Consider the following 19,518-nt stretch of genomic DNA (forward strand, 5'->3'; position numbering starts at 1 on the left):
TGCCATCGGACTGTATTTCATTATTATTTCAGGATCACATTGGCGTTGACGAGGATATTTTTAGCTTTATTCATATCCTTAGGTTTTACTTTGATCTCATAAATTGCATCCTGCAGCTGATAATCGGGATAGGCAGTAGTAATATCCGCATATCTTGTCAGCTGCTTAATATACAGAATAGTCCCCTCAATGTTTTCTTTATTATAAACGACCTGCATCGCAACGGTTTGCCCTTTTTTATATTTTGCTATTTCGCTCTCAGGAACGGTAAACCTGAAATACGTACTTTCGGGAATGTAACCGTTAAACAGAGCAAAACCTGCGGTCGCAAGCTCTCCGGCATTAAGGCTGATGGTTTCTATTTCCATGTCGTTTGTCGCAATAATGTAACGTTCAGAATAAGCAACATTCGCCTCCTGTAAAGCTCCTTTGGCTTGCGAAGCCTGTCCGGCAGCCATCTCCACTTTTTCGAAACGGGTTCCTCTTTTTACATCATCCAGTTCCGCGACTACAGCGTCATATTGCGCTTTGGCACCCTGTAATTTAGCATATACTTCATCATAAGCCTGCGGAGACATCAAACTATCCCTAAACATATTAGAGGCCCTTTTGAAAGATTTCTGTGCGAAATCATACTGCTCTTTTAATCCTTTATATTTAGCCTGAAGCTGTCTCAGCTGATCTGCGGTAGCTCCGTTCTTAGCCATTTGTTCCTGTGCCGTTGCTGCACTTACGGCTCCCTGAGCCTGTGCAATTTTTGCTGAAACTTCAGGAACATCAAGCAATGCCAAGGTATCACCTTTTTTTACGGTCTGACCTTCTGTAACATAAATTTTGAGGATCCTCCCGGTTACTTTAGGAGCAAATGAAACAACATCCTTTTTGGTTTTTCCTTCCGAATCATTGAGGTTTTCTTTTTTCTGTGCACAACTTCCCAATAAAATCAGAAAGCCAAATAGTATAGAGATATTTTTTTGCATCATTTTAATTTTAGTGGGGTTAATACAATTTCGTGATATCCAGCTCCTGCGTGGACCTCATCAGTTCAATTCCCGCTCTGCGCTGGTTGAAAACCGCATTCTGATATTCAAGTTCCGCAACTTCAAGATCACTTTCCGCTTCTATAAGTTGTGAAGATTTGCTCATCCCATACCTGAATTCTTTTTCAGCCTGTACAAGGGCATTTTTTGCCAATTCTTTTTCTTTACTTTTCAGGGTTATTTGCGCCGTGGCAATATCATAATTGGTTTGATTATTCGCGAGGTTTAAGGTCAGTTTTTTCAAGGCATCTTCTTTTTTGTTTTGTAAAACTTCTTTACCTATCCGCGCCGTTTCTTCAGCATGTTTGCCTTCTCTTCCATCAAATATTTCCCATTTAAAACCTATACCGGCTGTAAACAAGGGCAGAATGTTAATATTCGTGGGCCTCCAGTCCAATCGCGCACCTTCATATCCAAGGGCCGGGATTGCGGGGATTACATTTTCAGATGTTTTGACTCTGCTTCCATATAGCCCGATATAGTATGCAGAAGCCATAAGCTGAACTTTTGGAATCATCCATGTTCTTTCTGCTTTAATTTTGTAATCCGCGGCTACAATTCCGTGATCCAATGCTCTGATTTCGGCTCTCTGCTCGATTCCTTTTTCCCGGGAAAGCATTTCTAGAGGAGTTAAAACGGGTTCTATCAGGCGGAGACGTTCTTTATTGATACCGGTTAAAATGTAAAGCTGGGTAAGAAGCAGCTCTTTTTTTCCTTCATACTCTACAATCTTAGCATCCAGGGTTGCTTGGGCAAGCTCTATCTTTTTACGATCGTAAGGTGTGATCAATCCGTATCCTAGAGCTTTATCGGCTGTTTTCCTGTTGATGTCCAGCCTCTTTTTACTTTCATCCAACACATTTTTAGACTGATGAATCAGGGCGAGCTGGTCGTATGCTTTAGAAACAGCAGCTACCACGTCATCCCTGGTCTTTTCAAGAAGAATGTCCTCTGATGCTTTTTTCTCTTCAATCGCCTTTTTAAGATATTTCACTTTACCTCCCGAATACACCAACATTTTGGCATCTGCCTTTGCAATACCCGAGAAACCGGAAATATTAAGGTTGTTATTATACCTTCCTTCAGGAATTGTTAAAAAGGGTTGTAGATTAATTTCAGGAGAAGTTAATCTTGCCGTTGCATTCAGATAGCCGGCTTGCCCGCTTAATTCCAACGTCGGAAGGAAGATATCTTTCAGTTTATGACCGTCAAGATCGGTAAGTTTATTTTGGGTGATCTGCATTTTAAGATCCGAATCCCGAACCATTGCACTATCTAAAAGTTCCTTAAAGTCCGGCGCCGATTGTGCCCAACCAAAAGCTGGAATTACAAAAAAACCAAGGGCAAAAATCAATAAATTGTTTTTCATGGTTCATGTTTACAACAAATATAATGCAAAAAAATGTTAAAACTCGTAGAATAATTCTCCTGTACAGTGAATTTAAAAGATGTTCAATGGTAATCGGCCTTCAACAGTATTTATTAAACAATTGTTTAAATATAGTTTAAGGGTAAAATAATTTTCTATAACCTGTCTCAAGATCCTTCCTATAATCCATTCTTTTTAGTACTTCACAAAAAAACTCCTCAGAAAACTGAGGAGTTTTATATTTAGAAGTTGGAAATTACTTTTGAACTGCTTTCTTCATTCCAGCGTCCGGACGTAAAACCCTGTAACGTACTTCCAGGTCTTTAGGTACATAAAATACCAAAGGTAATTTACTGTTATAGCCTACAATTTCCGGTTTGATATAAATAAACTTTTTTGTTTCCTTTTTATTTAAACATCCCTTTAAAGTTCCGGCCGTCTCTCCATTGGATTCCACTTCATAATAGTTGTAGCCCCATCCCTGAAGATCCTGAGATTTTACGCTCCCCATCATAAAATAGTTATTACAATCAACCATTTTCTCCTTACCCACAAAATATTCAACTTTCAGATCTTTTTCATTTTTAGCGACAGGCAGCTGAATGTATACCTGCTTGTATCCGTCTTTAGCCTTTGGGAACATTTCAATTTCCAATTTTTCAAACTTTTCAGCTTTCTTTTGAGCAAAAGTATTTACTCCAACCATCATGACTAATCCCGCAACTAGCGTCTTTGAAAATTTCATATTTTTTGTATTTATTTTTTACTGATTCTCTAAAGCCAAAAATCATTCCAAAATTTGAACATTGTCTCCTTTTGTATGAGCATTCATCTGCGGAGCATAGTAATTTTGCATCGTTGTAATACCATTTGAGAACTTTCCGGATGCATTAGCAACATAATCATACTCAAATACATATTTCCCTTTCGGTATATATTGAATATAAAAATTTGTGGACGCATCTTTAGTAGATTGATAATATCCTAAATTATTTTTCCACTGATATCCGGATAATACATTAAGGGGCTCAAATCCGGCTGCTCTCATATCTTTTATATGAATATACTCCATCGCACGGTCGGTATTTAAAATCATTCTTACTGTTACTTTATCCCCTACTTTCAGTGGTGTTCCCACAGCTATTTTCTGTAGCTCTTCACCATTTACTGTTTTCACTTTTTTATAAAGCTCTTTGGTAACGGAGATATAATTTTCTGATGATTTTATTTTATCCAGGTCTTCATAATATTGCCAGAACAATCCTCCCTGCACAATTCCGGGACCCGGTTTGGTAACGGTAACCGTACTCAGGCTTTTGTCTACTGCATCCGTTTTCACTGTTGACTTTACATACCCCGTTGCCTGTGTTTGCGGTGCCAGTTCTTTTCCGCCCCAAACAATGGTTGCTTTATCACTTTCAGCACCGGTCCATGATTTTCCTGAATTTAATATCGTGAAAATCACTTCTGAAGTACCCCTTGAGCTTCCCCATGAATTAACTTCCTTCTGTGTTACCAGCCAGATCTTCATATCTTCAATGAACTTCTGATCGTTCGGTTTTAAGGTATTAAAAGCTTCTAATGCACCGGCATGGTTCACAACTTTTGAACTGAACCAACCCCAGTCATTAAGATTCTGCTTCCAGTACACTCCCTGGGTTTTGGTATTTGTGGAAGTTTCTTTAAGATAGGTCATAAGCTTATCAGAAGTTTCCTTCATTCCATAATCGTTCATCAATAAAGCTGCCCGGTGAAGTCCGAAGAATGTAAAATCAGTGATTTTTACAGTTTTTGCTTTTTGTTTGGCCAATGATTTTAAAGTTGCCCCTTTTCCTTTCAGAGGATATTGTTTCTCCCAATAGTTACGTGTGTCCAGATAATCCAGAATCCAGTTGTTCCAAACATTTTCTTTCGTATCCACATATTTATTGATCTCGTTATCTACATACTTTATCAATTGGGTTACCATTTCATTTTGCGTTGAACTTTGATAATCCTTGGCATTACCTTTTAACCATAAATTGATTTTACCCAGATTTTTAAGAATATACAATGACACTCCGTAAGAGCTAGGATACCCTGAATACCATGAAAAGCCTCCATCCGGATTTTGCAGTTTTTTGAAATCATCCCAATCCTGATTGATTGAATTTTTCATTGTATTGGCATCAAACAATAGTGCAAGCTTTTGCATCTGCTCCTGCTCATTTTTACTTTCCAGTACCCAAGGAGTTTCCTCTAATAGTAACTGCTTTAATTCCTGATTTTTTTCAAGGTTAGAATTCAATAATCCTTTGTTCTGATATTCTTCAAAAATGGTTTTCATCTTTGGGTTTGCTTTGAAAATTTCAGAAGCCAAAACATCAGCAAACCATTTATTAAAGACTACATCAGCTGAACTGTTCTGATCATTTTTCAGGCTTGGAAGGGCAAACATAATTTCCCAGATCGGATTGGTTGTCAGCTCCAGTGTATTTGAAACATTCGTTATTGTTGCTGAATTCGCGTCTTTAAGATGATCCAGAACAAAAGTTTTAGTCTCTCCTTCTTTTACAAAAACAGGGACTGCATCTGTTACCAGCATTCTGTTCGGTAAAACAGCAATTGCCTGCTGCTCCCCGTCTGAGAAAGAACCTGCTTTAGCCACTACTTTAAGGATAATAGATGAAACATTATCCGGAACCTTTACTTTCCATGTTGCAACCGAATTTCCGTTTTCACTTACATCAAAGTTCTGGGTTCCCGCATTCAATCCGAATTTTGAAGAAATGTCTTCATTAGTAAATGCATCCAGGATTTGTAAGACAGCAGAACCATTTAATCGCTTATCCGTTAAATTAGAAAGTTTTGTCTGAAGGTTTAATTCATCACCTTCTCTTAAAAATCTTGGATAATTTGGAGTTACGGAAAATTCTTTCTGTGTAACTACTTCTTTCTCCAATGTCGCCGACCTGGCATCTTTTGTGTGAGCCAGGAACATAAGCTTCCATTTCGTAAGCGCTTCCGGAGAAGTAAATTCAAAATTCACATTGCCTTCTGCATCCGTTTTCAGATCCGGATAGAAAAATGCTGTTTCATTCAAATTTTGTCGAACCGGAACTTTTTCCAGAGATTCTTCATCTGCTGCTTCCTCTTTAATTGTATTGGTTTTAGCTTTTACCCCAGCCACTATAACTTCCTGAATATCTTGTGACTTAGCTGTGTCAGCTGCAACACTTGGGGCAGGTAACGCTTTACTGTAAGCAGCATTACCCCTAATTCTTATTCCACTTGCTCTTCCTTCAAGACTCTGAAGAACAGCTCCATCATAATAAAGCGAATTGTCAAACCAGTTAAATACCGGTACTTCCACATATTTACCATTCATATATTTCAGTCTCTTCTGATAATATTTTTGCAGAAGATTCTCCCTGATATCGTAAGAGGTTATGATGGTATACGGAATATATAATTTTTCCCAATCGAAGCTGTTGGCTGCAAACTGATCAAGAGACATATCATACATATTGGCCAGAACCTCAGCATTGATCTTCTCCTTATCATTCCCTGAAACTTTTACAGACCATTTCTCCTTTACATTAGGCTCCAGTTTATCTCTGAAAGTCACCGTCTCTATTTTAAGAGGCTTTTCAGAGTCCTTAATTTTTAAATTGACAGATTCAGTCTGCACATCATTAAATGCAACAATCTGAAATTGAATATTTAAAACAGATACACTTTTATCTTTAGGAATATCTGCTGAATACTCCAGCATTCCGTTTTTCAGCTTATAGCTTTCAGAAAGGGTGCTTCCTGACCCATTCTGAACAAATACATTGACTATGGCATCAGGAACAGCCGAGTACACATAGATCTTTGCTTTTTCACCTCTTCCCCATTCATTTTTAGGTCCGATAACCTTTAGGAATGTTTTCTGACCAGGCTTTAACGCTCCTTTATCCCAAACACTGAAATTCTGTACGGATTTTATGGTATCTTTTCCTTCTATATTATACAATTCCAGCTGGTAATCCCCTGTTTCCAGTTTACCCAGTTCCAGATTGGTTGCCAATTGTTTCTGATCTCCAGATGGCTCCTGTGTTTTGGTAAGAACCACTTTTCCGACTTTCCAATTCTTTAACTCATCATTTTTGTCAAATAAATCATGCGGAAATTTCTTAATGAATTCCTCTTTGCTCAATTTGGGCTGATTCTGAACTTCTCTCAGGAAATTATCCCTGAAGATCCTGTCCGGAGACTCCAGTTTAGAAAGCTTTACCTGATACGATTTTTTAAGATCTTGTTCGTTATAGTTTCTTGTCTCTACTTTCACTTTCACATTCTCATCAGCAAAAGCATTATTAATCTCATCTGCCTTGATATAATGGGATACGGAAGCTACCTTCAATTGTGTATTCGCCGTCTGCGTTTCTCCGTTAATATCCGTTACAGAAGCATTGATCTCATAATTATCGATCTGGATACCTTCCAGTTTTTCATCTTTTTTAAGGTCCAGGCGGATAACAAACTCTCCTTTTTCATTTGTTTTTGCTTCACCCAGGATTGAATTTTCATTATCATCCCCTTCCGGATACCACCAGAAATATCTCCAACGGATGTTGCGTTTTTTGATTTCATAACTCACCGTAGTATTGCTTAAAGCAACACCGGAAAACATCGCTGCCTTTCCTTTGAGTTCTATAGTCTGGCCGTATTTATACTCATCCTTTACAGGATCGAAGGTTACCTCAAATTTTGGTCTCTTATATTCTTCTACCCTTATATCTTTATATCCCTGCGTATTGCCGTCGGTATTCAAATAGAACACCCCATTGAGTTGTCCTTTTGGTAAAATAAAGCTTCCATGATATGATCCGAATTCATTGGTTGTAAAATTTTGTGCAGAGACTTCCTGACCATTGGTATCCACAAGCGTTATTTTCTGTTTCAGGCCTGATACCACCCCTTCCGTTTCTTTGTCAATCTTTGTATTGATCACTTTAAAATAGACTGTCTGACCTGGTCTGTAAATTGCACGGTCTGTAAAGATCTGAGCTTTTGAACGGACCTGCTTATTAGGATCATAATTGGAATAATCATCATTCCCATACACCTGCATGAGTTGATAATCTTTGGTTTTTGGCTGTTGTATCAAAAATGTCCTGTAGTAATCCTTACTTGATGTTGAAGGAAATTTGAAAACACCTTTATCATTGGTTTTTCCATCAACTTTATTTAAAGTTTTATTGGCTACAAATTCGTAGAATGTAAGATTTTCATTAGCTACAGGTTTTCCGTTTTCGCTGTTTACCAGTTTCAATTCGTTTGAAAGTTGATTTCTGTCTGTTTTCGACTGGTAGATCACCTTGTTGTTTGAAACCAGAAAGTAAAAATTCTGTTTGGCATCATTATCAGTGGCACCAACCCCTGCAACAAGATACTCAGCAACGTATATACCGGAAGGTAAAGGCTGAATTTCCACTGAGGTTTTATGCATCTGGTAATCTTTAGGATCCGGAAGCTGATAGCTTTCTTTTCTTACCAGGCTTTTTTTCACCTGTCCGAATGTATTTCCATATGAGTTCCTGATATATTGCATGAAAGAAGTAAAATCATCTTTTACTTCGTAAATATTCAATGAAAATTCTGAAACGTTTTTATATTCAGCAACCAGGTGGATAGGAAGATTGGCCTGGGTCTGCTCTTCATATTTGAGAGTAAGATTCGGATTAAGAACCTGATCTTCTTTATTTTTTATATTCTCAAGAAATGGAGATTTTGGATACTGGCTTTTTGCCTGGGCAGCAACTGCTAAAGCTTCTTTCGCTTGCTTTTTTACCAGGTATTCATTCATGATCCCTTCCATGATCAATACCTTATAATCTCCTTCGGTATCAGTCTTCAAAAGATTCTGAAGTTGCGCCAGTTTATCTTTGCACTGATTGGCATCACAGTTTTCAGAAAGCTTCTGGTGCATAAAATACAACTTTGAATTTCCTTTATTCTGTGCAATTAATTCATCAAAAATTGTATTGATCTGAACCCTGTTTTCGGCAAGCTCATTTTTTGTGAAAATTTCGTTATCCCCCAGAAAGTTGATTTTCCTCAGAGAATACCAATCCCACAATGTTGGAAAATAGATAATATCCTTAGTATTTGAAAATGCACTTTTATATTTATCCAAAGAGATTTTTTTCATTTGCTCTTTCTGCTGGTCAAGGTCTTTGAAGTTCTGCGTCAGATAATTTTTAAAATCCAGCTTGCTCCAGGTTTCAATCTGAGAAACGTCCTGAGAGTTCAGGTTCGTCCGTCCATTAATCTCCCAGGAATGCCGTTTATAATAATCCTGAAAAAAACTACTTAAGAGTACATCATACACCACCCTTTCATCACCTTTCAGCTGCTTTTGTGTATCCTGAAGCTTACCGAAGAATTTAGAAGCGGAATTATTCTGATCATCGTCAGTCGTTTGATTTACAATACTAAATTCTGCTTTGAGGGATCTGATCAGCTGCAGTGTATTATTTTCTTTCATAGCTTGTTTTTGTATGTCTAAAACAATGGGAAGATTCGATTTGTACGCTCCTTTCTGGCTGTTGTCAGCAATTTTTTTCCACTGATCGTCGTAGTATTTCTGTGCAAAAACTGCTGAGAAATTCAGCATTAAAAGCAAAAGCATAAAAACCTTGGAAAATCTTTTCATAAATGTTATTTTTGATAAATGAATTTCTTAAAAATACTGAAAAAATATGTCATAGACAGTCAAATTTATGTCTCCGTAATGGGAACTCTTTTTGCAGTATTTTTCATGAAAGAGCAAAACACATTCCGTTTCCCTTCCGTTTTCTTAATTTTTATCACGTATTTCAGTGGTTATCTTTACACTAAGTATCAATACACTAAGCATTTCTTTAAAATATTAATTTTAAATGCTATAGCCGGCGTAATTTGTGCATTTCTCATCATCCATAATCACAATGAAATAAGATTAATCAAATGGTTTATCATAGTCGTCCTCGGATTGTTATATAATAGCTTTTTTCTGGACGTTTATATAAGAAAAATCCCTTTACTGAAGGTCTTTTATGTGGGACTGGTATGGGCACTGGTAAATTGCTGGCTTACATTACCGGAATTCAGCCTTTCCATATTTCTGATCAGCTTCTTTTTTATTACGGCGCTTGTCCTTCCTTTTGATATCAGGGATATGAAAAGTGACAGGGTGCAAACCTTTCCCAAACTGATCGGTACCCAGAATACAAAATACATAGCTTATCTTTTGGTTTTTATAAGTAGCCTGCTGGCTTCTTTTTATCTGGATCCGCCCTACGCAGTTTCTTTTTTTCTGGCCAGTGTGATCACCTATATCCTGATCTACTATTCTGAAAACAAAAGAGATGAGGCTTATTTTTCTTTTGGGGTAGAAACCTGTTCTGCACTTCCCTTTTTATTTTTGGGAATAATGAAGTATTTTTGACAAATGATTATTAAGAAACTTTCTCTGTACAATTTCAAGAACCATGCTGAGAAAAAATTTGAATTCTCCCCTCAAATCAACTGTTTTGTAGGTAACAATGGTGTGGGAAAAACCAACATCCTGGATGCCCTCCACTATTTATCCGTGGGAAAAAGTTTCTTAGGGAATACCGATCTTAATAACATAAAAAAGGAGGAAGACTTTTTCACCATTGATGCCGAAGTTCAGAATGATGATAGTGAGGATACTTTAAAAATATCGCAGCCCAAAGAGGCTAAAAAGATCATTAAAAAAAATGATAAAAGCTACGACCGGATGTCTGACCATATCGGTTACCTGCCAAGTGTAATGATCTCTCCTTATGATTCCAATCTGATTTCGGATTCCGGGGAAAGCCGCCGGAAGTTTTTAGATTCTATGATCTGCCAGACTGATTCGGGATACCTTTTTGACCTCATCCAGTATCAGAAAATCATCCAGCAAAGAAATGCCTTATTAAAGTATTTTGCCAAGAACAGAGTATTCGATAAAGATTCCCTAGAGATTTATGATGCTCCTATTCATAATCACGGAACTAAAATTTTTGAGAAAAGAAAAGAATTCGTTTCCCAACTCAATCCTATTGTTCAAAACTTTTATCAGATTATTTCCGGAGGTAAGGAAATGGTATCCGTAATCTACGAATCTCATCTATTGGAATCTTCATTCGAAAATTTACTTAAGGAAAGCCTGGAAAGAGACAGAATGCTGACGTATACTTCCAGAGGAATTCATAAGGATGACCTGCTTTTCGAAATGGATGCCGCACTGATTAAAAAGATAGGATCCCAGGGCCAGCAAAAATCCTTTCTTATTTCGCTCAAACTTGCCCAAATGAGTCTCGTAAAAGAGCTTACCGGTAAAACGCCCATTCTTTTACTGGATGATATTTTTGATAAGCTGGATGACCATCGCGTGGCACAACTTATTGAGTTGGTCAATAAAGAAAATTTCGGGCAGATTTTTATTACAGATACCCATAGGGAAAGAACGGAAAGTGTAGTTAAGAAAATAAATGAGGAAAGTATAATTTTTGAAATCTGATGTGGGAAACAAAGTAGGAAGTTCAGAATGCGGGTTAGAATAAAATTGCTTTTGATCTCCTCTTAAAAACACATAAAAACTCACTTTTCTTTATCAAGCATGAACGTATTAGAGAAAACAGAAACGAAAATATACCATACATTACCTGCAAAAAATAAAAATTTAATCCACAATTTCTAATACATAATCCGAACCTCGGATCCAAAACAATGAAACGAAAAAAAAGAGAATTTCAATCATCCGACCTTGTTAAATCCTTTGCCAGAATACACGGCTTTGAGGATAAATTGATCGCATTTGAAATCAAGGATTTTCTGGAGGATTATCTAGATGAAAGTCTTTTTCAGGAAATCAGAAGTGTAGGGATTCATGACCAATGTATTGTGATCAAAATAGATTCCCCTCTTTTAAAAAATGATTTTAAGATGCGGAGAAGTTTTTACCTGAAGAAATTCCAGGATAAATTTGGTCAAGAGAAGTTTAATGATCTTCAGATTTTGTAGATATGGTATTGTTCATCAGGTCATCCGCATGTTTATCCAGCCTTGAACTTAAAGGTAAAAAGAACTTAAACGGATGACTTAAAAAATACCTGAATATTTCTTTATAGATCTCACTTACCTGTCCGAAATTCAGCTTTCTGGAACGGAACGCTAAAAACATAGACAGCCCGAAGCTTACCAGGAAGTTAAAGAATCCTATTAAGAATACCGTAAAGAAGGAAATCCAGAATGTGTAGGCATCCACAGAGAAATCTTTTCCATATAATCCCAGTGCCAGATTTCCTGCAGCAAAGGTAATGTGCCGGATATCCAGATCCAAACCAAAAAATAACCCAACCGGAGCAGTAGCACCGAGGAAAACCCCGAACCAAAAATTAGATATAATTCCCGGCCAGTTCTTAGCATAGTATTTAGAAAGGTTTTTCGCAAATTTAACCCCGAATAATTTTCTGATGGATATATTTTTTGCGATCCTTTCAGGGATCTGGTAAAATACGGAGTTGTTTCCTATATTTCCCGAAATAATTCCTGAGATGAAAAGATAGAAACCTGCAATACTTGCATGCAAAATAGCTTTTGACTGAAAAGGATCCAGGTCTTTAAGCAGCTTGTCGGATCTGTCGACAGCCAGGTTTTGGGAGAAAAAAACATCCAGCCCATAAATAATAGCCAGAGCTATCGGAAATGATAACGCTACATTTCCCACAAAAGCAATAAACTGACTTCTGAATAGTTTAGAGACAAGATGTGCAAATTCCGTGTTATTTCTTTTGCTGTTGCCTTCTTCAGCAAGTACTTTAGTCATAGTTGCAGCAGTCATCGCCGGCTGCTTGGTTGCTAAAGTAAATCCCATCAGGTAGATCATAACGAATCCCATGGCATAATTCATAGAATATAAAAATGCGTGGGAAAAATCACTTCCCGGAATATATCCGTACAACATTTTCAACACACAGAGTGCTCCTACGATAATTCCACCACCACTGGCTTTATAGAACATTTTCATATATTCTTTCCTGGTGGAGGTAATATAATGTGATCCGGCTTCTGCCGTATGATTTGTAATAAGATGGGAAATCAGTCTTGTACTGTCATTAATAAGCTCTGCGATATTATTCTTATGGGATTTATACCGGAGAATATTAAACATCAGCTGTTTGGATTTGATAATCACATCTTCATCACCATTGATGACCAGAAGCTTAATGATTTCATTAATTCTTTCAATCTGCTGACGGATTTTCAGAAGTGACTGATTGATCTTCCCTGAAATTCCATATTTGGAAGAGTTTTTAAAAGCTATATTAACAAACTCATGACATTGCTGGATGTAGATCTTGATCTGCTTGTAGCTGCTGTCTTTTGAGTGAAGCTGCAATCCGGGGTCGGCTTCCAGTTCTGCAGCAAGGCTTTCCAGCTCGTTTTGTAAAGCGAGAAAAGGATTGTCAAAATTCCTGTATTCTGGAGCCATTCTCACCACTTCCACCTCCATAGCCATTCCTGTAACACGCCAGGAAAGGATATTCATCGAGAAAATAAGCTCTCTTTTAACATTATTTTTTATAATAAAATCAGAAATCCCTAAAATAGTAAGGAACTCATTGATTTCATTTTCCGGAAGATTGTGAAGATATTCAAGATCTTTCTTTGGTCTCAGGCTGATATTATCGATAAGATACCACACCGTTTTCTCCTTTTCCACAGGAGGAAGAACTTTATTAAGGATCCTTTTTTTCAGTTCCGGTAAAAAGGCATTTTCAGAAAGGATATTTGCCTCTGTAAGCGAAAGGTTAAAAGGCCTCCCCTCAAAAATATTGTAGATATAATGTTTAAAATTGGCTGTAAAATCCGGATTACTTTTAAAGAAATTGAGGACATCTGTAAAATCAGCTCTCTTAATGCTTTCCAAAAACTCGGCAAACGGTTCTAAGGAAAGAGTTTCGTTCTTAAAAGAAAAATATTTTTTAAGGACGGTTTCAAAATTTGTGCTGGAATTGAAAAATTTCATTAGTACAAAGATACTATTTCAAACTTACATTTCTCATTTGTCTTAAAATCCAGTTGTGTTTCCTTGTCAGGTAGGCTGAAGGATTCTTAGGGTCATACTCTTTAGGGTTTGGCAAAACAGCCGCTATCCAAGCCGCTTCCGAACTTGTTAGGTCTTTAGACGACTTCCCGAAATAATATTCGGATGCAGCTTCTACTCCAAATACCCCACGTCCCATTTCAATGGAATTAAGGTATCTTTCCAGAATAATGTCCTTACCCCATACTTTCTCAATGATAAAGGTGTAGACAGCCTCTAATCCTTTCCTGATCCAGCTTCTTCCCTGCCAGAGGAAAATATTTTTAGCCGTCTGCTGGGAAATGGTGCTTCCGCCTCTTACTTTTTTTCCTTTTTCATTATGTTTCATCGCTTTCTCAATAGCCACATAATCGAAGCCGTTGTGCGTAAAAAATTTCTGATCCTCAGAAGCAATGACCGCCTTCTTCACATTATTACCCATTTCATCATAGGAAATGTAATCCCTTTGTAATTTTCCATACTGGAACAGGCCTCCGATCTGAGTAATTGTAATGGGTGGATTAAAGAATCTGCCCCATATAATGAACACCACATTCAAAATCAGAATGATAAACAACAGTTGTTTTATTTTTTTCCACATACCTTTAAAAAAAGCACTACAAAAATAAACAAATCCTTCGAGTTATTGCAATTCTTTCATATAGACCAGCTGATATCCCGGCAAAAGTTCGGGGTGGAAAATCTTAATATAGTCTTTCAGTACCCAATCCGATCTTACCACACCACTTTCAAAAAAGTCATTGGCTTTTTTAATTTCCCTTCCCGAAATACTGTATATTTTCCCTTTCGAAAATACCCCCAGCTTACTGTAAAAAGGATTTATATTCAGCATTTCTTTTTTTGAAGTATGGTTTCCTGCATTGATCCAGTACTGAACTTTATCAGACTTTGAGAAAACTTCCTCAAAACTCATGGTCACAGCTTTCTCCTCATTGTTATTTTTCAGGATATATTCTGCATTGGCATCTGAAATAAAGTTCGCTACAGACGTTTTTCCTCCGGGTAAATACCAAACATCCCCGTACATCTCATTGGCAAGGACTACCGGCTTATCCTTAGCGGTTAAGGCAAGCTTTTTTAATTCGTTATAGTTCTTTTCAATTTCAGCGTATTTGGCTTCTGCTTCTTTTTCTTTTCCAAAAAGTTTTCCGAACACTTTGAGATATGCTGTTTTTTCAAGTGCTTTTTGCTCAAGGTACTCATCAAAAAAAACAACCTGAATTCCGTTATTTTTTAATAACTGATAGGTATTTTCGAAGCTTGCAATATAGTTGGTGAAAACGGCATCCGGTTGTAAGGAAATAATCTTCTCCACATCGTATTTCTGATCACTTCCTACATTCTGGATCTTCCCTTCCTTAAGCAATCCCTGAATTTTTTCCGAATAAATATATTCGGGACTTGAAATCCCTACGACCAGATTTTCCGCATCCAAAGCTGAAACATATCCCATCAAACTGGCGTTGAGAAGAACCACTTTTTTAAATGGAACCTGAGTATTTTTGAAATCATAGGTATAATTCCCCGACTTGATGTGTAAAATATTAGCTTCATCCTTGTATTGAAGCTTTTTTGAGATAACCGTCCAATCATCGGATGAAATTTTTTGCTCTCTTTTACAGGAAATTAGAGTACAAAACGCAAATAGTAGTAAAATTCTTAGTTTCATGTTTCAAAGAAAAGAAAAAAGTGCTATATTTGCAAACCTTTAAACAATAAGGAAACAATGGCCTCGTGGCGCAACTGAATAGCGCATCTGATTACGGCTCAGAAGGTTACAGGTTTGAATCCTGTCGAGGTCACAAACAGCCAAATGGCGCCAACTAAAGATAGTTGGCGCCATTTTGATATTTTTTAGTTTGGCATATAATGAATAATCAGATCGCACTTTTACTTTAGAATAGAAATATATATTGTATGCTGATAACAGCATTGATTTTAAAATAATAACCACTTGCATTTTTTTTATTTGACACATCAAAAAATATAGTTATCTAAATTTTTAAGGAACAAGTGTCGTAAAAAGATAAAGGAGAAAAATCGAAATCAAAACTAATCCCTGCATAATATTTGTACGTCCTGTTGCCAGCGAAATCGTAATGATAAATAAAGATAATCCTAACAAAAGCATCGATTTTAAATCTACACCTAATGTCATCCTGAAATCACCTATCACTGAAGACACAGCTACAGCCGGAATACTGAGACCAATACTTGCCAATGCAGATCCAAAAGCCAAATTAAGGCTCGTTTGTAGACGATTATTATATGCAGCACGGATTGCGGCAACTCCTTCCGGTAATAAAACAATTCCGGCTATAATAATTCCAACGATAGATTTTGGGGCTCCTACTTTGAATACAAGATTATCAACATCTTTTGAAAGATATTTAGCTAATAGAACGACAATTCCCAGACATAAAATCAAAAATATAATACTGTAAAACATCATCTTTCGAGTGGGCTTTTCAGGAAGGATTTCATTCTCTTCATTCTCATCATCACTATTTTTAGGAATAGGCGCAATGAAAAAAGCACGGTGTCTAATCGTCTGAACCATTGTAAAACCTATATACAGTAATAGACAGATAACAGATATAAAGATAAGCTGCAAAGATGTATATTCTCCTTCACTGTGACTTGTCGTGTAATTGGGTAAAATAAGAATAAATACAACAATCACAACAAGTGTAATCATTGCAGTACTCACACCCTGCAGTGTAAAAACCTGTTGTTTATAACGGATTGATCCAACAACAATACAAATACCAATAATCCCTGTAAGAATAATCATCACAGCAGCAAAGACCGTATCTCTTGCAAGGCTGATTGTTTCCAAACCTTTTGCACTCAGCATTATCGAAATAATAAGAGAAACTTCTATCACGGTTATTGCAAAAGCCAAAAGTAAGGTTCCATAAGGTTCACCTACCCGATAAGCAATGATTTCCGAATGATAAACCGCTGCTAAAACGGCTCCTATAAGAAAGAAAGTGAGGATCAAAGAATATAAATGTCCCGTTAGCGAATAATGCAGCAAATAAGCTATCCAAGCCAATATTGGGACAATTATCGTCCAGCCTAAAAGATAGATCTTTTTTTTCATATATTTTAATTATCCGATGATTGAAAACTTTGGTGGGTAAAATCAGATAACATAATAGTCGTTCAAAGTTGTTATAAAATGATAATCAATAAATCTTTGTGAAGCCTTGCACAATTCCAACAATTCTTCATCATTGTGGTATTCAAAATTAAAATCGTCAGGAACATCAATTGTATATTCCGTTATTATTTCTGTATCCAGAAGATCGATTGCCATCAGATCATTAAATGAACTAAGCATACTTTTTTCTTTCAGAAGAGGCATTTTCCGCGTGATAGAGTTTTTAAATTTATATAATATAATTGTTTTCATTTTTTTATTTTTTCTTTCTCGAAGGTAACAAGCTGCATTCTAATAGACGAAAGATATTGCTTTAGATCCTGAACCGTAATATCTTACTTATTTATAGACATAAACAGAGGCGTTTCATTCAACAGGAAATACAATTCTGGATGTGAAGACTGAATTTTACCCGTCACTTTAAAAATCTTTCTTGTAAGATTCTGTAAATTATCCGGTGGTCTCATATTTTTTTATTTAAATGAAGCATAACATAGTAGGATATTTTCAAATAAAAAAGGACAGGGGCTTTAAAAGCACCTGCCCCTTTTTCTATTAAATCCATCAAAACATATGTACTATTTCTCAGGATTTAATATGCTCATTATGAAAGTTGAGTATTATTAAGAATCTTAATAACCTCTTCACGGCTTTTGCTTAGTTTATTTTCTAATCTTCCCAGCAATTCATTTTCTTTTCCTTTTTCAAGCACTAAATCTGAATCTTTAAGCTGTGAAAATTTTTCTTTTAATTGTTTCGATTGTTCTTTCCAATCTCCTGTAATTTTAAAAGCCTCATTAGCTTTATTGTGACTTGTATTCATAATTCGAATTTATATGTAACAGAATTATTACAATCCAAAGATGATCTATTTTAATCTTATCCTGTTATACATTTCTAAAGTAGATTTGCATATATCATACATTTTATAAGTCTTCTAAATTTTTCAGCCGTTTTTGCTTCAGTTGCTTATAGAAAGAAGGAGAAAGTCCGGTTATTTTTTTAAACTGGTTGGAAAGATGCGCAACACTGCTGTAATTGAGTTTATAAGAGATTTCAGTAAGATTGAGTTCATCATATAAAAGGAGCTCTTTTACCCTTTCCACTTTATTGATAATGATAAAGTGCTGCAAAGTCATACCTTTCACTTCAGAAAATGTGTTGGCAAGGTAAGTGTAATCATAACCAAGCTTTTCACTTATATAATCTGAGAAATTTTCTTTAGGAAGAGATTCGGAATAATGGATCATTTCTGTGACTGCATTTTTTATTTTTTCGATCAGAATGCTTTTTTTATCATCTAATAACTCAAGTCCGGTTTTAAGGAGATTTTCTTTTAACAGCTGTCGTTGTTCATCCGTAATATCATCCAATATTTCTATAAGTCCTAGATCTACTACGGCATTTCTGATATTCAGTTTTTCAAGCTCCTGATGAACCACCATTTTGCAGCGCAGGCTTACCATATATTTTATATATAACTTCATAATCCTTACCGTATTTCGAGTTTGTCAATCTATATATTGACAACCACTCTTTCAAAGTTAGTCCTTTAAATTTTAATAACTATGATTTATGCAACAAATTGAAAGACTATTACAAACCTTTCTTTTTTTAATAGATGACCTTTACATATAATAAAAATATTTTAAAATGTCAAAAGAAAAAGATACAAAGAAAAAAACAGATAAAACACCTGCGGCAAAATCATTAAAAGAGAAGCGGGAAGACAAACAAAACAAAAGGAAAGAAAAAGAAAATGAAAGTCGCAACGCAACAACCTAAATGGTAGAAATAAAAAAAGAAGGAATTATACTCAGGAAAACCAACTTGAATTTTGAGAACGAAGGCGTTCTAAATCCTGCCGTTATTAAAGTAAACGGAAAGATACATTTGTTTTACCGTGCCGTGGCTAAGGGTAATTTTTCAACTGTCGGGCATTGTGTATTGTCAGATCCGCTTACGGTAGAAAAACGGTCAGATTCACCCATCATTGTCCCTGAATTTGAGTACGAAAAACACGGTGTGGAAGATCCTCGAATTGTAAAAATAGATGATTTATTTTATCTTACTTACACCAGTTATGACGGCATCAATGCTTTAGGAACATTAACGACTTCAAAAGACTTTAAATTCTGGAAGAATGAAGGAATCATTGTTCCTAAAATTTCTTATGAAGAGTTTAAGCTTTTATCAGAATCAGAGGGTTTAATACCTGATAAATATAGAAGATACAACGAATTTCAAATTAGTCATACTGACAGTGATCCTATTTTTTTATGGGATAAAAATCTGATTTTCTTTCCCAGAAAAATAAACGATAAATTTTATTTCCTTCACAGGATAAGACCTGAAATTCAGATTGTCAGCATAAAAAATATAGAAGATCTGAATTCTGATTTCTGGCAGGATTACTTTTCACATTTGAAAGACCATATTCTTTTATCACCTAAATACGATCACGAATCAAGTTATATCGGAGGAGGTTGTCCACCAATAGAAACAGAATATGGCTGGCTGATGATTTATCACGGTGTTTATGATACCGTTAACGGTTATGTTTACAACGCCTGTGCAGCTTTATTGGACCTTGAAAATCCGGAAAAAGAAATTTCCCGACTTCCTTATCCGCTTTTCAAACCCGAAGAAGAATGGGAACTGAAGGGTGAAGTTAACAATGTATGTTTCCCGACAGGAACCATTGTAGAAAATGACAGACTGCATATCTATTATGGAGCTGCCGACGAAAGGATAGCTGTTGCATCAGTTAGTATTTCAAAATTATTGAAAGAGTTGATGATGTACGCGGTATAAA

The 19,518-nt window shown here is 36.2% G+C and carries 16 protein-coding genes and 1 tRNA gene; 6 read left to right on the plus strand and 11 right to left on the minus strand.

Translation table 11 applies throughout. From position 1 onward, the window contains the following. Positions 1-23 precede the first annotated feature (23 nt). The 4 genes from G9C87_RS05600 to G9C87_RS05615 form a co-directional block, all read right to left on the minus strand. Complete coding sequence (locus G9C87_RS05600) at positions 24-980, minus strand: HlyD family secretion protein (protein ID WP_172278991.1); 957 nt, start codon at positions 978-980, stop codon at positions 24-26. Positions 981-999: 19 nt separating this feature from the next. Then, positions 1,000-2,409 carry a TolC family protein gene (locus G9C87_RS05605; protein ID WP_172278992.1) on the minus strand — a complete coding sequence of 470 codons (1,410 nt, stop codon included), beginning with the start codon at positions 2,407-2,409 and terminating at the stop codon, positions 1,000-1,002. A 256-nt stretch (positions 2,410-2,665) separates the two neighbouring features. After that, positions 2,666-3,154, minus strand: a complete 489-nt coding sequence (locus tag G9C87_RS05610; RefSeq protein WP_172278994.1) for an ecotin family protein — start codon at positions 3,152-3,154, stop codon at positions 2,666-2,668. A 42-nt stretch (positions 3,155-3,196) separates the two neighbouring features. Further along, positions 3,197-9,091 carry an alpha-2-macroglobulin family protein gene (locus G9C87_RS05615; RefSeq protein ID WP_172278996.1) on the minus strand — a complete coding sequence of 1,965 codons (5,895 nt, stop codon included), beginning with the start codon at positions 9,089-9,091 and terminating at the stop codon, positions 3,197-3,199. Between the two features lie 18 nt (positions 9,092-9,109). Here G9C87_RS05615 and G9C87_RS05620 point away from each other — a divergent pair, with 18 nt between their 5' ends. The 3 genes from G9C87_RS05620 (at position 9,110) to G9C87_RS05630 (ending at position 11,451) form a co-directional block, all read left to right on the plus strand. Then, the gene (locus tag G9C87_RS05620) at positions 9,110-9,865 is read left to right on the plus strand and encodes a hypothetical protein (protein WP_172278998.1); all 756 of its coding nucleotides are present in this window, start codon (positions 9,110-9,112) and stop codon (positions 9,863-9,865) included. Positions 9,866-9,868: 3 nt separating this feature from the next. After that, the gene (gene recF, locus G9C87_RS05625) at positions 9,869-10,948 is read left to right on the plus strand and encodes a DNA replication/repair protein RecF (RefSeq protein ID WP_172279000.1); all 1,080 of its coding nucleotides are present in this window, start codon (positions 9,869-9,871) and stop codon (positions 10,946-10,948) included. A gap of 209 nt (positions 10,949-11,157) precedes the next feature. Then, on the plus strand, positions 11,158-11,451 hold the full coding sequence (locus G9C87_RS05630; RefSeq protein WP_172279002.1) for a hypothetical protein: 294 nt from the start codon (positions 11,158-11,160) through the stop codon (positions 11,449-11,451). Here the strand turns inward: G9C87_RS05630 and G9C87_RS05635 are convergent. From G9C87_RS05635 to G9C87_RS05645, 3 genes are read right to left on the minus strand one after another with little or no spacing between them, the layout of a single operon-like run. Then, positions 11,429-13,459 (minus strand): recombinase, encoded by a 2,031-nt coding sequence (locus G9C87_RS05635; RefSeq protein ID WP_172279003.1) that lies wholly within the window; start codon positions 13,457-13,459, stop codon positions 11,429-11,431. The two genes, G9C87_RS05630 and G9C87_RS05635, sit on opposite strands and share 23 nt — an antisense overlap. Positions 13,460-13,472: 13 nt before the next feature. Then, positions 13,473-14,117: a monofunctional biosynthetic peptidoglycan transglycosylase gene (gene mtgA, locus G9C87_RS05640; RefSeq protein ID WP_172279005.1), complete on the minus strand. Its 645-nt coding sequence runs from the start codon at positions 14,115-14,117 to the stop codon at positions 13,473-13,475. Between the two features lie 42 nt (positions 14,118-14,159). Continuing rightward, positions 14,160-15,206, minus strand: coding sequence for an ABC transporter substrate-binding protein (locus G9C87_RS05645; protein WP_172279007.1), 1,047 nt, complete (start codon positions 15,204-15,206; stop codon positions 14,160-14,162). Positions 15,207-15,265: 59 nt separating this feature from the next. Here G9C87_RS05645 and G9C87_RS05650 point away from each other — a divergent pair. Beyond that, positions 15,266-15,339: transfer RNA gene (locus G9C87_RS05650), tRNA-Arg, on the plus strand. A gap of 200 nt (positions 15,340-15,539) precedes the next feature. Here G9C87_RS05650 and G9C87_RS05655 read toward each other — a convergent pair. The 4 genes from G9C87_RS05655 to G9C87_RS05670 form a co-directional block, all read right to left on the minus strand. Continuing rightward, a complete protein-coding gene (locus G9C87_RS05655; RefSeq protein ID WP_172279008.1) occupies positions 15,540-16,643 on the minus strand; it encodes a calcium:proton antiporter in 1,104 nt (367 codons plus the stop codon). A gap of 42 nt (positions 16,644-16,685) precedes the next feature. Further along, on the minus strand, positions 16,686-16,955 hold the full coding sequence (locus G9C87_RS05660; protein WP_172279010.1) for a heme oxygenase: 270 nt from the start codon (positions 16,953-16,955) through the stop codon (positions 16,686-16,688). 352 nt (positions 16,956-17,307) lie between these two features. Then, positions 17,308-17,526: a hypothetical protein gene (locus G9C87_RS05665; protein ID WP_105700755.1), complete on the minus strand. Its 219-nt coding sequence runs from the start codon at positions 17,524-17,526 to the stop codon at positions 17,308-17,310. A gap of 103 nt (positions 17,527-17,629) precedes the next feature. Next, entirely contained in the window at positions 17,630-18,190 is a 561-nt protein-coding gene (locus G9C87_RS05670; protein ID WP_228456958.1) for a helix-turn-helix domain-containing protein, read from the minus strand. A 166-nt stretch (positions 18,191-18,356) separates the two neighbouring features. Here G9C87_RS05670 and G9C87_RS20845 point away from each other — a divergent pair, with 166 nt between their 5' ends. Together G9C87_RS20845 and G9C87_RS05675 are read left to right on the plus strand one after the other, a co-directional pair. After that, a complete protein-coding gene (locus G9C87_RS20845) occupies positions 18,357-18,488 on the plus strand; it encodes a hypothetical protein (RefSeq protein WP_262484053.1) in 132 nt (43 codons plus the stop codon). Next, a complete protein-coding gene (locus tag G9C87_RS05675) occupies positions 18,489-19,517 on the plus strand; it encodes a pesticidal protein Cry7Aa (RefSeq protein WP_172279012.1) in 1,029 nt (342 codons plus the stop codon). Position 19,518: the final 1 nt, after the last annotated feature.

This window comes from Chryseobacterium sp. LAM-KRS1 (genome assembly GCF_013184525.1).
GTDB classification, from domain to species: domain Bacteria; phylum Bacteroidota; class Bacteroidia; order Flavobacteriales; family Weeksellaceae; genus Chryseobacterium; species Chryseobacterium proteolyticum.